This is a genomic window from Pseudomonas entomophila (assembly GCF_023277925.1).
Taxonomy (GTDB): domain Bacteria; phylum Pseudomonadota; class Gammaproteobacteria; order Pseudomonadales; family Pseudomonadaceae; genus Aquipseudomonas; species Aquipseudomonas entomophila_D.
Window position 1 is genome coordinate 4,196,931 of the sequence record NZ_CP063832.1, and the last position, 13,208, is coordinate 4,210,138.

At 64.1% G+C, this 13,208-nt stretch carries 15 protein-coding genes; 11 read left to right on the forward strand and 4 right to left on the reverse strand.

Features of this window, described 5'->3' with window-relative positions; all coding sequences use genetic code 11:
• Positions 1 to 206: 206 nt before the first annotated feature.
• Positions 207 to 1,601 carry an argininosuccinate lyase gene (argH, locus tag IM733_RS18595; protein WP_248917960.1) on the forward strand — a complete coding sequence of 465 codons (1,395 nt, stop codon included), beginning with the start codon at positions 207 to 209 and terminating at the stop codon, positions 1,599 to 1,601.
• A 66-nt stretch (positions 1,602 to 1,667) separates the two neighbouring features.
• Here the strand turns inward: argH and IM733_RS18600 are convergent, their stop codons facing one another.
• On the reverse strand, positions 1,668 to 2,330 hold the full coding sequence (locus IM733_RS18600; protein WP_248917961.1) for a glutathione S-transferase: 663 nt from the start codon (positions 2,328 to 2,330) through the stop codon (positions 1,668 to 1,670).
• Positions 2,331 to 2,477: 147 nt separating this feature from the next.
• On the opposite strand from IM733_RS18600, the gene IM733_RS18605 reads away from it, so the two are divergent.
• The 4 genes from IM733_RS18605 to IM733_RS18620 all read left to right on the forward strand — a co-directional run bounded on the left by IM733_RS18605 (position 2,478) and on the right by IM733_RS18620 (position 7,050).
• Positions 2,478 to 2,780, forward strand: a complete 303-nt coding sequence (locus IM733_RS18605; protein ID WP_248917962.1) for a hypothetical protein — start codon at positions 2,478 to 2,480, stop codon at positions 2,778 to 2,780.
• 51 nt (positions 2,781 to 2,831) lie between these two features.
• The gene (locus IM733_RS18610) at positions 2,832 to 3,077 is read left to right on the forward strand and encodes a TIGR02647 family protein (RefSeq protein WP_248917963.1); all 246 of its coding nucleotides are present in this window, start codon (positions 2,832 to 2,834) and stop codon (positions 3,075 to 3,077) included.
• Between the two features lie 168 nt (positions 3,078 to 3,245).
• The gene (locus IM733_RS18615; RefSeq protein WP_248917964.1) at positions 3,246 to 6,110 is read left to right on the forward strand and encodes a class I adenylate cyclase; all 2,865 of its coding nucleotides are present in this window, start codon (positions 3,246 to 3,248) and stop codon (positions 6,108 to 6,110) included.
• Positions 6,111 to 6,207: 97 nt separating this feature from the next.
• Entirely contained in the window at positions 6,208 to 7,050 is an 843-nt protein-coding gene (locus IM733_RS18620; protein WP_248917965.1) for a hypothetical protein, read from the forward strand.
• A gap of 24 nt (positions 7,051 to 7,074) precedes the next feature.
• Here IM733_RS18620 and rnk read toward each other — a convergent pair whose 3' ends face one another.
• From rnk to cyaY, 3 genes are all read right to left on the reverse strand, one after another.
• Positions 7,075 to 7,485 (reverse strand): nucleoside diphosphate kinase regulator, encoded by a 411-nt coding sequence (gene rnk, locus IM733_RS18625; RefSeq protein ID WP_011536336.1) that lies wholly within the window; start codon positions 7,483 to 7,485, stop codon positions 7,075 to 7,077.
• 157 nt (positions 7,486 to 7,642) lie between these two features.
• Positions 7,643 to 7,861, reverse strand: coding sequence for a DUF1289 domain-containing protein (locus IM733_RS18630; RefSeq protein ID WP_248917966.1), 219 nt, complete (start codon positions 7,859 to 7,861; stop codon positions 7,643 to 7,645).
• 1 nt (position 7,862) lies between these two features.
• Positions 7,863 to 8,195, reverse strand: a complete 333-nt coding sequence (gene cyaY, locus IM733_RS18635; RefSeq protein ID WP_248917967.1) for an iron donor protein CyaY — start codon at positions 8,193 to 8,195, stop codon at positions 7,863 to 7,865.
• A 284-nt stretch (positions 8,196 to 8,479) separates the two neighbouring features.
• On the opposite strand from cyaY, the gene lptM reads away from it, so the two are divergent.
• From lptM to IM733_RS18665, 6 genes are read left to right on the forward strand one after another with little or no spacing between them, the layout of a single operon-like run.
• Positions 8,480 to 8,689 carry an LPS translocon maturation chaperone LptM gene (gene lptM / locus IM733_RS18640; protein ID WP_248917968.1) on the forward strand — a complete coding sequence of 70 codons (210 nt, stop codon included), beginning with the start codon at positions 8,480 to 8,482 and terminating at the stop codon, positions 8,687 to 8,689.
• 9 nt (positions 8,690 to 8,698) lie between these two features.
• Positions 8,699 to 9,946, forward strand: coding sequence for a diaminopimelate decarboxylase (lysA, locus tag IM733_RS18645; protein WP_248917969.1), 1,248 nt, complete (start codon positions 8,699 to 8,701; stop codon positions 9,944 to 9,946).
• Between the two features lie 4 nt (positions 9,947 to 9,950).
• Positions 9,951 to 10,781: a diaminopimelate epimerase gene (dapF, locus tag IM733_RS18650; protein WP_248917970.1), complete on the forward strand. Its 831-nt coding sequence runs from the start codon at positions 9,951 to 9,953 to the stop codon at positions 10,779 to 10,781.
• 13 nt (positions 10,782 to 10,794) lie between these two features.
• Positions 10,795 to 11,502, forward strand: coding sequence for a DUF484 family protein (locus tag IM733_RS18655; RefSeq protein WP_248917971.1), 708 nt, complete (start codon positions 10,795 to 10,797; stop codon positions 11,500 to 11,502).
• Positions 11,502 to 12,401 (forward strand): tyrosine recombinase XerC, encoded by a 900-nt coding sequence (xerC, locus tag IM733_RS18660; protein WP_248917972.1) that lies wholly within the window; start codon positions 11,502 to 11,504, stop codon positions 12,399 to 12,401. The genes IM733_RS18655 and xerC overlap by 1 nt, the downstream gene beginning before the upstream one ends.
• Positions 12,398 to 13,093: an HAD family hydrolase gene (locus IM733_RS18665; RefSeq protein WP_248917973.1), complete on the forward strand. Its 696-nt coding sequence runs from the start codon at positions 12,398 to 12,400 to the stop codon at positions 13,091 to 13,093. The genes xerC and IM733_RS18665 overlap by 4 nt, the downstream gene beginning before the upstream one ends.
• Positions 13,094 to 13,208 lie beyond the last annotated feature (115 nt).

Sequence of the window (13,208 nt, forward strand, 5' to 3'; positions counted from 1 at the left end):
GAAGGCCAAAGATTCACTGGCCTGGCAGATTCACCGCCAGTCCTCTGTCCAACTGTAGACGGTCCGTGGAACACTGCCGTTCAATCGTTGAATATGCCGCACCCCCTTGCCTGCGCGCTTCTCTCGACCAGCGCCCTGCGGCGGTGGGCGCAACCCTGCTATGATCGGCGCCACTTTTTCCGTTCACGCCTTCAAAGAGTGAATCCATGAGCACCGACAAGACCAATCAGTCCTGGGGCGGCCGCTTCAGTGAGCCCGTCGACGCCTTCGTCGCCCGCTTCACCGCCTCGGTCGATTTCGACAAGCGCCTGTATCGCCACGACATCATGGGTTCGATCGCCCACGCCACCATGCTGGCGCAGGTCGGCGTGCTCAACGATACCGAGCGCGACACCATCATCGATGGCCTGAAGACCATCCAGGGCGAGATCGAGGCCGGCAACTTCGACTGGCGCGTCGACCTGGAAGACGTGCACATGAACATCGAGGCACGCCTGACCGACCGCATCGGCATCACTGGCAAGAAGCTGCACACCGGCCGCAGCCGCAACGACCAGGTGGCCACCGACATCCGCCTGTGGCTGCGCGACGAGATCGACCTGATCCTGGGCGAGATCACCCGCCTGCAGCAGGGCCTGCTGGAGCAGGCCGAGCGCGAAGCCGAAACCATCATGCCCGGCTTCACCCACCTGCAGACCGCCCAGCCAGTGACCTTCGGCCACCACCTGCTGGCCTGGTTCGAAATGCTCAGCCGCGACTACGAGCGCCTGGTCGACTGCCGCAAGCGTGCCAACCGCATGCCACTGGGTAGCGCCGCGCTGGCCGGCACCACTTACCCGATCGACCGCGAGCTGACCTGCAAGCTGCTGGGCTTCGAAGCCGTGGCCGGCAACTCGCTCGATGGCGTCTCGGACCGCGACTTCGCCATCGAATTCTGCGCCGCCGCGAGCATCGCGATGATGCACCTGTCGCGCTTCTCCGAAGAGCTGGTGCTGTGGACCAGCGCCCAGTTCCAGTTCATCGACCTGCCCGACCGGTTCTGCACCGGCAGCTCGATCATGCCGCAGAAGAAGAACCCGGACGTGCCGGAGCTGGTGCGTGGCAAGACCGGCCGCGTGTTCGGTGCCCTGACCGGCCTGCTGACCCTGATGAAAGGCCAGCCACTGGCCTACAACAAGGACAACCAGGAAGATAAAGAGCCGCTGTTCGACGCCGCCGACACCCTGCGCGACTCACTGCGTGCCTTCGCCGACATGATCCCGGCGATCAAGCCCAAGCACGCGATCATGCGCGAAGCGGCCCTGCGCGGCTTCTCCACCGCCACCGACCTGGCCGACTACCTGGTGCGCCGCGGCCTGCCGTTCCGTGACTGCCACGAGATCGTCGGCCATGCCGTGAAGTACGGTGTCGACACCGGCAAGGACCTGGCCGAGATGAGCCTGGACGAACTGCGCCAGTTCAGCGACCAGATCGAGCAGGATGTATTCGCCGTGCTGACGCTCGAAGGTTCGGTGAATGCGCGTAACCACATCGGCGGTACCGCGCCGGCGCAGGTGCGCGCCGCCGTGGCGCGCGGCAAGGCCTTGCTGGCTTCGCGTTGACTGCATTCGCCGGCAAGCCGGCTCCTACAGGTGTAGGAGCCGGCTTGCCGGCGAACCGCTGTAAGCCTATCGCTTACCGCTCTTGATCATTTCCTGGAACGCCGGCATCGCCGCGTCCTTGTCCGCCACGATCCGCGCCATGTGCGGGTTCCCGCGCAATTTCTCCAGCAATGCCGCCGCCTGCGGGAAGTCCGCCAGGAAGTCGACGTTCAGCACTTTCTTGCCCACGACGCACGCCAGGTCGACCGAGAAGCAGAACATCAGGTCGGCGATGGTCATCTGCTCACCTGCCACATAAGGCTGGAAACGCCCATTGCACTTGAGCGTGGCGAACCCCGCCAGCAGGTCGACCCTTGCACGCTCCTTGATCAACGGTTCCACCGCCGTGCCGAAGAACGCCTCGCCATAGCAGGTGCGTGCCGGCAGTTCGATGTACAGCTCGATCTCCCGGAGCAGCTCTCGTACCTTCGCCTGGCCGAAGGCATCGGCAGGCAGCAGCGGTTTGCCGGGCTGAGTCTGTTCGATGTAGTCGAGGATCACGCCGGTCTCGCTGACGAAACCGTGCTCGGTTTCCAGCGTCGGCACCTTGCCACGTGGGCTCTTGGCCAATGCCTCGGGCGCCGGACCACCGAAGAACAGTACTTCCTCGAACGGCAGGCCTTTTTCCAGCAGGGCCAGCTTGACCATGTTGTAGTAGTTGCTGACCGCGAATCCATGAAGCTTGAGCATGTGAGACAGCCTCCAAGGCCGTGAGGGGTTGGCCCGGCTTTTATAGCCCTCCCGCGTCACCTTGACCAGCGCCATGGCCGGCGCTGATGGCCGGGCATTGCCAGCGCAGGCATGGCACACTGTGCGCTTCACCACAGGAGCACCGCCATGAGCGAGCACGACGATATCGACGGCAACGACGAAGAAGCCTTCACCGAGGCCACCCTCACCCAAGCCATCGAAAACCAGATCGAAAGCGGCGAGCCCCCAGCGGCCAAGGCCACCTTCAACAAGCTGACCCTGGTTGGCTACGAGCGCGAGGACATCCTCAACCTCATGGCCCATGTGCTGGCCGTCGAAATCGACGCCATGCTCGACGAGGACCGCCCCTTCAACACCGAGTGGTACGAAACCGCCCTGCGCGCCCTGCCGGAGCTTCCACCTGAGGCCGGTCAAGGCGATATCGAATAAGCCTGACTACACTCCTGACTTCCATCCTTGTCTGGAAGTCAGGAGTCGCCCATGTCCTTCACCCCCGAACTGATCGCCGAACTGGAAGTCCTTGCCCTGTTCGACCTGAACAGCCACCAGGAAGGCATCAAGGTTCACAGCAATGCCTCCCCTGCCCTGATCGCCGCTGCAAAACGCCTGCACGACAAACAACTGACCGACCAGCCCGATGGCGGCTACCTCACCAGCCTGGGCCTGGATGCCGCGCAGAGTGTCCAACAGTTGCTGACCATCCTGAAGACCGCTCAGCCTGCCTGATCGATCATCATGCTGGCGAACGGCATTGCTACGCGGTTCGCCAGCAAGCTGGCTCCTACAATTACGAGCGGTGCTGGAAAAATGGCGTCAAAAAGCCACTTTTCGCTTATCCGAGCGCCGCGCTCAGGCTAAACTCGCCAGTGCTTCCCCAGCCTGCCTGAGTGCGCAATGAACCACCCCCATGAAATCCGCCCCGATATCGACCAAGGCATCGACCGCAAGGAGTTGTCCAGGCTGCGTGCGCGGTTTCTGAAGATCAATCAGGGTCGGTTGGCACGGGCGCTGGAAGGGTTGTCCACGCGCCAGCAGCAGGTGCTCACGCTGTTGCCGCTGTTCTTCCACGTCAACCACCCGTTGTTGCCGGGCTATGTCTCGGGCACCACCCCTGCTGGCGTTTCCGGCTTCGAGCCGGATGCAGAGCTGCTGGCCGAGGCCCAGCGCCTGACCCGATCGTTCACCTACAAGGCCCGCCACGGCAACCCGCCCCAGCCCATCCATGGCCTGTTCCTGATGGGCAGCCTCGGCACCCTGGCCCAGGCCGAGCAAAGCGACATGGATGTGTGGGTGTGCCATGCCCCAGGCCTGGACGAACAGGCACTGGTCGAACTGCGGCGCAAGTGCCAGTTGCTCGAGGACTGGGCCGCCACCCAGGGCGCCGAGGCGCACCTGTTCCTGATCGAGCCCCAGGGCTTTGTCCAGGGCGAACGCGATAGCCGGCTCAGCTCGGACGATTGCGGCACTACCCAGCACTACCTGCTGCTCGACGAGTTCTACCGCACCGCGCTCTGGCTCGCCGGGCGCACACCCCTGTGGTGGCTGGTGCCGGTGTACCAGGAGCACAACTACCAGGACTACACCCAGACCCTGCTGTCCAAGCGCTTCATCCGCATGACCGATGCCCTGGACCTCGGTCATCTGGCGCATATTCCACCCGGTGAGTACGTCGGTGCCGGGCTATGGCAGCTGTACAAGGGCATCGACTCACCCTACAAGTCGCTGCTCAAGCTGCTGCTCACCGAAACCTACGCCAGCGAACACCCCCACGTGCGCTGCCTGAGCCTGGACTTCAAGCAGGCCGTGTTTGCCAACCGCCTGGACCTGGACGAGCTCGACCCCTATGTCATGGTCTATCGGCGTATAGAGCAGTACCTGCTGCGCCGTGGCGAGACCGCGCGCCTGGAGCTGGTGCGCCGCAGCCTCTACCTGAAAGTGAACAAGAAACTCGGCGACCTGAGCCGTTCGCGCAACGCTGGCTGGCAGCGCAAGTTGCTGGCTCGCCTGGCCGAGGAATGGGGCTGGGACGAACGCCAGCTGGCACTGCTCGACAGCCGCAGCCAATGGAAAGTGCGCCAGGTCGCGGTCGAGCGCCGCGAACTGGTGGCCGAGCTGAACCACAGCTACCGCTTCCTCACCCAGTTCGCCCGTGAGCAAAATGCCAACAGCCGCGCCGACCAGCGCGACCTCAACGTGCTGGGCCGGCGCCTCTACGCCGCGTTCGAGCGCCGCGCCGGCAAGATCGAGGTGATCAACCCGGGGATCGCGCCCGACCTGGCCGAAGACACCCTGACGCTGGTGCAATCGCCCAACCGCAAGGAGCCGGGCACCCATCACTGGAGCCTGTACAACGGCAACCTGGGCGTGCACGAATGGGAGCATTTCAGCCCCATCAAGCGTTGCCGGGAGCTGCTCGAACTACTGACATGGGCCCACCGCAATGGCGTCATCGACAGCAGCACACGCCTGGCCCTGCACCCAGGCCTAAGCGACCTCAGCGAATTTGAACTGTTCAACCTGATCGGCAGCCTGCAACAGAGCATCCCCCTGCCCCTGGAAACGGTCAGCGAGGTGCGCCTGCTGCAACCCAGCGTGGCCGACGAGATCCTGCTGCTGGTCAATGTGGGTGTCGACCCGCTGCGCCATCACCGCGACCTGAACATCCTGATGACCACCGAGCGCACCGACTCGCTAAGCTATGCCGGGGTGCGCGAAAACCTGGTGCTGACCCTCGACCAGATCACTTTGAACAGCTGGAACGAAGTGCTGGTGCAGCGTTACGACGGCGAGCACGCGCTGGTGCGCTGCCTGCGCGACTTCCTCAACAGTCTCGGCCAGCGCAGCCACCGCCCCCGGGTGCGGGTGCGCTGTTACTGCCACAACCGGGCACAAGCCATCAGCCAGCGGGTCGAGGACGTTTTCGATACCGTGCAGTTGCTGCTCGACCAGAACCTCAATCACCGCTACCTGCTACAGGTCGCCCGGCACACCCACGTACTGGAGCTGCTGCCTGGGCAGGTGACGCTGGCCACCCTCGACGAGCATGGCGCGCTGCTCGACACGCTCGGCGAGGAACGCAACAGCTACAGCCCATTGCACTTGGATGCCAATGCGCTGCAGGACTACGACCTGCCGCTGGTGCTCGGCCAGGGCCAGCCCCAGTGCATCCAGGTGTTCTACCGCCTGCTCGATGGTTGGGCCGACCTCTATGTACTGGACGAGTACAACACGCTCTGGCAGCAGCGCCTGCCCTTGCAGGACGAACCGCACCTGCTGCTGCCCCTGCAGCGTTTCCTGCAATCGATGGTGATGCGCCGCGACGCGCAGCTGCCATTGGACAGCCTGCAGCAGGCCTCGCTGGACATTCTCTATTACCAGTTGCTGCCTTCAGGCATCGGCAAGGCCCGCGGGCTGGAGCCACGGCAGGCGCCAGCCGATGGGCGCGACCGGCCGTACTACGAGGTTCAGGCGATTCTCCAGGCCGGCACGGGTGACGAAGTGCACGTCACACTCTATTGCGACCAGCAGGAATACTCCGAGTTGGAGCACGGCGATCAGCTGTACAGCGTGGTCGCCCGGCAGATCCTGCGCCAACGGCGCAGCGCCGGGAGCTACCGCTGTTACATCACCGACCTTGATCTCTCCGAGCTGCTGGGTGACGACCAGGGTTCGACCAGCTTGTACCTGCGCTACAAGGGTGAATTGGAACAAGCGCTCAATGACGGGTTGGAACGCTTGCAAGCGACACTGGAACCCTGAGAAACATCTCACTTCCAGGAAGGACTTCTCGCTGCCAAGCGATGTTTTGTGGGAAGCATCCTACGCGCTCTCCAACAAACCAAACGAGAGTGCTGTCATGAACAAAGAACACTGGATGGGCGCCTACCCTGAGCTGGGGCGCTTGCGCATCGATCAACTGATCCTGCCCGGCACCCATGATTCCGGCATGGACAAGCAGGCCAATGGTCTTTCTCTGCCGAACGAGATCACACAGGATGTGCCCTGCATCGAACAGATTCGCGGGGGCATTCGAGTACTGGACCTGCGCGTGAGGGCATACCCACAACACGCGCAGACCTCCGCCCTGCACTTTCAACTGTTCCACCTGAATTCATCCGGGCGCACGATCAAGGAAGATATCGTCGACGCATTGAATGGTTTCTATGAAAACCCGGACAATGCCAAGGAAATCGTTATTCTCGATTTTCATGAATTCAGCCGCTTCGACCCCGACGAACACCGGCTGCTGCAGGCGCTGCTCGCCGAGCTGGGCCCACGCATGATCCCGTATTCATTGCATGGGCTGACACTGGACGAGCTATGGCGCGAGCACCCGGGCAGAACGGTGGTGATTGGTTATGATCAAGGCCGCACCCCACCCGAGTACTGGCCAAGCGTCAGCCATCGCTGGATTGGAAAAAATACGCCCAGTACCAGCACATTGAAGGTGTACATGGACCAAGTGGCAGGGTACGGCGAATCGGGCTTGCCATTGACTTCGATCCAATGCGCCAAATACGTCTGGCCCTTCTTCGTGCCGGACGACTTTCACGACAAGATCGACGAATGGTTCGAGTCCCGCGACCTGAACAGCTACATCCAGCACTTCCGGATCATCAATACCGACTGGTCGCTACGAGGCAGGATCGTGGACAACTGCATCCATGCCAACCGCCTGCGCGCATCGGCCATGGGCTGATGCAGCTAACCGCCCCATCTCCGTTCAAAGGTCAAAATCGCCCGCAGCCTCTGGCTGGTACTCGACGGCCAGCAGCTCGAGCTTGAGCGTCTTGCCGCCCGGTGCTGGCCAGTCGATCTGGTCGCCCACCGACAAGCCCAGCAGCGCGCAGCCGATCGGTGCGAGAATCGAGACATTGCCTTCCGGCCCTGCGTCCTTTGGGTAGACCAGGGTCAGGTGGTAATCCTTGCCACTGGCGATTTCACGGCAATGCACGCGGGAATTCATGGTGACCACGCCGGCCGGCACTTCCTCATGGCCAACCACCTGTTCGGCGCGGTCCAGCTCGTCCTGCAGGGCGAGCACACCAGGGGTGCTTTCATCGAGGCTGTCGAGCAGGCGCTCGAGACGCTGCACGTCCAAGCGGGTGAGGATGAGGGAGGGCTTGGTGCTCATGATCCAGTCAGACTCCTTTGAACAGGCGATTTTCCACAGACAGATAAAGCAAAACCCCGCCCAAGGGCGGGGTTTGCGAAATGCTTCTGGCGTCGATGACGCAGAACCTGACACTACCACAGCGGGGCAAATACACAAGCCCGCAAGAAACTTGTGGCTATCGCCCGGACCGGGCCTTGAGCACCTCGGCCTCGCGGCAGATCTGCCGGCGTCGTTCATCGTCGGCCGCGCGCCACTCGCGGATATGCTCGACATGGCGGTGGCAGCCGGTGCAAACCTTGTGCTCGTCTAGCCGACACACACTGATACAAGGTGACGGCACCGCCGGGCTGACATTGCTGTAGAGCGGCTTGGGCGGTCGAGGCAGGTCACTCATCTCAGATCTCGTCGAAATCCAGCTTCTCGCCGGCCCGCTCCCAGACGATGCGCTCGAGCATTTCACCAAGCAGTTCCTCGGTCTTCTCGCACACCCACTTGCCGGTTTCTTCGTCGTAGTCGAAGTGGAAACCGCCAGAACGGTCGGCCAGCCACAACTGCCGCAGCGGCTCCTGGCGGCTGAAGATCAGCTGGCTGCCATTGTCGAACTTGATGGTCAGCACACCAGCGGAGTTCTCCATGTCCAGGTCCAGGTCGCTCTCGTCGAACAGGTCTTCCAGGGCCTGTTGGGTCGCGTCGACCAGATCGTGGAAACGCGCTTCGCTCAAACTCATTGCAGGAACCTCGAAAAATGGCTGCATTACAAGCAAGGCGGGGAAGATACGGGCGCCGGCCGCTGAATGCAAAGACTAGCGGATGCCTGCACTTGCCCTTTCGCGGGTAAACCCGCTCCCACAGCTGCGGCGGCGCCCCACTGTGGGAGCGGGTTTACCCGCGAAGAGGCCGGCATCGACCACACGAAGGATAGCCCGCCAGGCGGGTCGGCACTTGCATAGGCAATCGGGTGGTCGCTCGGTATACTCGGCCGCAATACTGCATATTTCCAAGGATTTCACCCATGAAACGCCTGATTTCCTCCATCGCGGCGCTGGTCGCGGTTGCTTGCCTCGTTTCGGCCTGCGGTCAGAAAGGCCCCCTGTACCTGCCCGAAGATGGCAAGAACGGCAAAGGCCCTCGCAAGTCGCACCAGCAGCACCAGCATGCCCAACCGGCCCAGCAGCAGGCACCGGAGCAGCAAGAGCAGGCCGAGCCGTCTCCCGCGCCGTAAGGAAATCCCATGGATGCATTCAACTACCGCGGCGGCGAGCTGTTCGCGGAAGGGGTGGCCCTGTCGGCCGTCGCCGAACGCTTCGGCACGCCGACCTACGTGTACTCCCGCGCCCACATCGAGGCCCAGTACCGTAGCTACACCGACGCCCTGCAGGGCGTCGAGCACCTGGTCTGCTTCGCGGTCAAGGCCAACTCCAACCTGGGCGTCCTGAACCTGCTGGCGCGCCTGGGCGCGGGCTTCGACATCGTCTCCGGCGGTGAGCTGGAGCGCGTGCTGGCCGCCGGTGGACGGGCCGATCGCGTGGTGTTCTCCGGTGTCGGCAAGACCCGCGACGACATGCGCCGTGCCCTGGAAGTCGGCGTGCACTGCTTCAACGTCGAGTCCACCGACGAGCTCGAACGCCTCCAGGTCGTCGCCGCCGAGATGGGCAAGACAGCCCCGGTCTCGCTGCGCGTGAACCCGGACGTCGATGCTGGCACCCACCCGTACATCTCCACCGGCCTCAAAGAGAACAAGTTCGGTATCGCCATCGCCGACGCCGAAGCCATCTACGTGCGCGCCGCGCAGTTGCCCAACCTGGAGGTGGTCGGCGTCGACTGCCACATCGGTTCTCAGCTGACCACCGTCGAACCCTTCCTCGATGCCCTCGATCGCCTGCTGGTGCTGGTCGACCGCCTGGCCGAGTGCGGCATCCACCTGCGCCACCTCGACCTCGGTGGCGGTGTCGGTGTGCGTTATCGCGACGAACAGCCCCCGGTACTGGCCGACTACATTCAAGCCATCCGTGAACGCGTCGGCGACCGTGAGCTGGCCCTGGTGTTCGAGCCGGGCCGCTACATCGTCGCCAACGGCGGCGTGCTGCTGACCCGCGTGGAATACCTCAAGCACACCGAGCACAAGGACTTCGCCATCATCGACGCGGCGATGAACGACCTGATCCGCCCGGCCCTGTACCAGGCCTGGATGGATGTCAGCGCGGTCAAGCCCCGCGAAGGCGAAGGCCGTGCATACGACCTGGTCGGCCCGATCTGCGAGACCGGCGACTTCCTGGGCAAGGACCGTGTACTGGACCTGGCCGAAGGTGATCTGCTGGCCGTCCGCTCCGCGGGCGCCTATGGTTTCGTCATGAGTTCGAACTACAACACCCGTGGCCGTTGCGCCGAAGTGCTGGTCGACGGCGACCAGGCCTTCGAAGTGCGTCGCCGCGAGACCGTCGCCGAATTGTTCGCCGGCGAAAGCCTGCTGCCGGAGTAAGCCCATGCTGCTGCGTTTCACCAAGATGCACGGGCTGGGCAACGACTTCATGGTCCTCGACCTGGTCAGCCAGCACGCCCATATCCAACCCAAGCACGCCAAGCAATGGGGCGATCGCAACACCGGCATCGGCTTCGACCAGTTGCTGATCGTCGAGGCCCCCAGCAACCCGGACGTGGACTTCCGCTATCGGATCTTCAACGCCGACGGTTCCGAGGTCGAACAGTGCGGCAACGGTGCGCGCTGCTTCGCCCGCTTCGTGCTGGACAAGCGCCTGACCGCGAAGAAGCGTATCCGCGTCGAAACCAAGGGCGGCATCATCGAACTGGATGTGCGCAACGATGGCCAGGTCTGCGTCGACATGGGCCCGCCGCGTTTCGTGCCCGCCGAGATCCCATTCATCGCCGACGCGCAGGCGCTGAGCTACCCGCTCGAGATCGATGGCCAAGTGCACCAGATTGCCGCCGTTTCCATGGGCAACCCGCATTCGGTGCTGCGCGTCGATGACGTACGCACCGCGCCAGTCCATGAGCTTGGGCCGAAGATCGAGCACCACCCGCGCTTCCCGCAGCGGGTCAACGCCGGCTTCATCCAGGTCGTCGACCGCCACCGCGCCAACCTGCGGGTCTGGGAGCGCGGCGCCGGTGAGACGCAAGCCTGCGGCACTGGCGCCTGCGCCGCGGCCGTTGCGGCCATCGCCCAGGGCTGGATGGACTCCCCGGTGACCATCGACCTGCCAGGCGGGCGTCTGGGCATCGAATGGGCCGGCCCCGGCAAGCCTGTGCTGATGACCGGCCCGGCTGTACGCGTTTTCGAAGGACAGGTTCGTCTCTAAGCGAGTATCCGCCATGACCGATCAGCCTAACGTACCACCCCAGGCCAACGCGCTCGACGAAGACGCCGTGGTCGCCTACTTGCGCGCCCACCCCAGCTTCTTCGCCGAGCACGACGAGCTGCTGCTCGAGCAGCACATCCCCCACCAGCGCGGCGACAGCGTGTCGCTGGTGGAGCGCCAACTCAAGCTACTGCGCGACCGCAACATCGAGATGCGCCATCGCCTGTCGCAATTGATGGACGTGGCCCGCGACAACGACCGGCTGTTCGACAAGACCCGCCGGCTGATCCTCGACTTGCTCGACGCCGGCAGCCTGGAAGAAGTGGTGATGGCGGTCGAGGACAGCCTGCGCCAGGAGTTTCAGGTGCCCTTCGTCAGCCTGATCCTGTTCGGCGAAAACGCCGCGCCCGTCGGCCGCTGGGTACCTGGCACGGAGGCGCAACAAGCCATCGGCGGCCTGATCGGCGGCGGCAAGACCATCAGCGGCAGTTTGCGCGAGCACGAACTGGCCTTCCTGTTCGGCGATACGGCGCACAAGGAAGTCGGCTCCAGCGCCGTGGCCACTCTCGAACACCAGGGCCTGCATGGCGTGCTGGCGATCGGCAGCCGTGACCCGCAGCACTACAAGAGCAGTGTCGGCACCCTGTTCCTCAGCTACATCGCCGAGGTGCTCGGCCGCGTGCTGCCGCGCTTCACCCAGACGCTGCGCTCGGTGCGTTGATGGAGCGCCAGCTGGAAGCTTATTGCGCCCACCTGCGCAACGAGCGCCAGGTATCCGGGCACACCCTGCTGGCCTACCGCCGCGACCTCGAGAAAGTCATCGAATTCTGCAACAACCAAGGCATCACCGGCTGGGACGCGCTGCAAGTCCAGCAGTTGCGCCAGCTGGTGGCCCGCCAGCACCACCATGGCCAGTCCTCGCGCAGCCTGGCACGGTTGCTCTCGGCGGTACGCGGCCTGTACCGCTATCTCAATCGCGAAGGGGTGTGCCAACACGACCCGGCCAACGGCCTGGCGCCACCGAAGGGTGAGCGCCGCCTGCCCAAGACCCTGGATACCGACCGCGCCCTGCAGTTGCTCGACGGTGGCGTCGACGACGACTTCATCGCCCGGCGCGACCAGGCCATCCTCGAACTGTTCTACTCCTCGGGCCTGCGCCTGTCGGAACTGGCCGGCCTCGACCTGGAACAGCTGGACCTGACCGGTGGGCTGGTCCAGGTGCACGGCAAAGGCGGCAAGAGCCGCGTGCTGCCGGTCGGTCGCAAGGCCCGCGAAGCCCTGCAGGAATGGCTCAGGCTACGTGGCATCGCCGGCCCTCGGGACAGCGCGGTGTTCATCACCCGCCAGGGCAACCGCTTGAGCCCACGGGCCATCCAGATGCGGGTCAAGACCGTCGGTGAGCGCGAGTTAGGCCAGCACCTGCACCCGCACATGCTCCGCCACTCCTTCGCCAGCCACCTGCTGGAGTCGTCCCAGGACCTGCGCGCGGTGCAGGAGATGCTCGGCCACGCCGACATCAGCACCACGCAGATCTACACCCACTTGGACTTCCAGCACCTGGCCACCGTGTACGACAGCGCCCACCCCCGGGCCAAACGCAGCAAAGGCAGCGAACCATGAGCATCAAGCTGATCACCTTCGACCTGGACGACACCCTGTGGGACACCGCGCCGGTGATCGCCACCGCCGAGGCCGTCCTGCGCGACTGGCTGGCGGCCAATGCGCCGATCCTGGGCGGGGTGCCGATCGAGCACCTGTTCGCCATCCGCGAACGCCTGGTGCAGGCCGAGCCCGGCCTCAGGCACCGTATCAGCGCCTTGCGCCGCCGTGTGCTGTTCCACGCCCTGGAAGAGGTCGGTTACAGCGAGAAGCATGCCCAGGAACTGGCCAACGAGGGCTTCGAGGTGTTCCTGCATGCCCGCCACCAGATCGAGGTGTTCCCCGAGGTGCAGCCGGTGCTGGAGCTTCTGCGCCACCAATTCATCCTCGGCGTGGTCACCAATGGCAATGCCGACGTCCGCCGGCTGGGGCTGGCGGACTACTTCAAGTTCGCGCTGTGCGCCGAGGACCTGGGTATCGGCAAGCCCGACCCGGCGCCGTTCATGGAAGCCTTGAAGCGGGGCGATGTGGACGCAGGGGCTGCGGTGCATGTGGGTGATCACCCAGGCGATGACATCGCCGGCGCCCAGCGTGCTGGCCTGCGTGCAGTGTGGTTCAACCCACAGCACAAGGCCTGGAACGGCGAGCAGGCGCCGGACGCGGAGATCCAGAGGCTGTCGCAGTTGCCCGACGTTCTATCGCGCTGGCGTTGACCAGGCTTCGCACTCTGCTGCCAATTAGGTATTTCGTGGGAGCGGGCTTGCCCCGCGATGGCGCTGATACCGCCATCGTGGGGCAAGCCCGCTCCCACGTTGGTCTGACTAACAG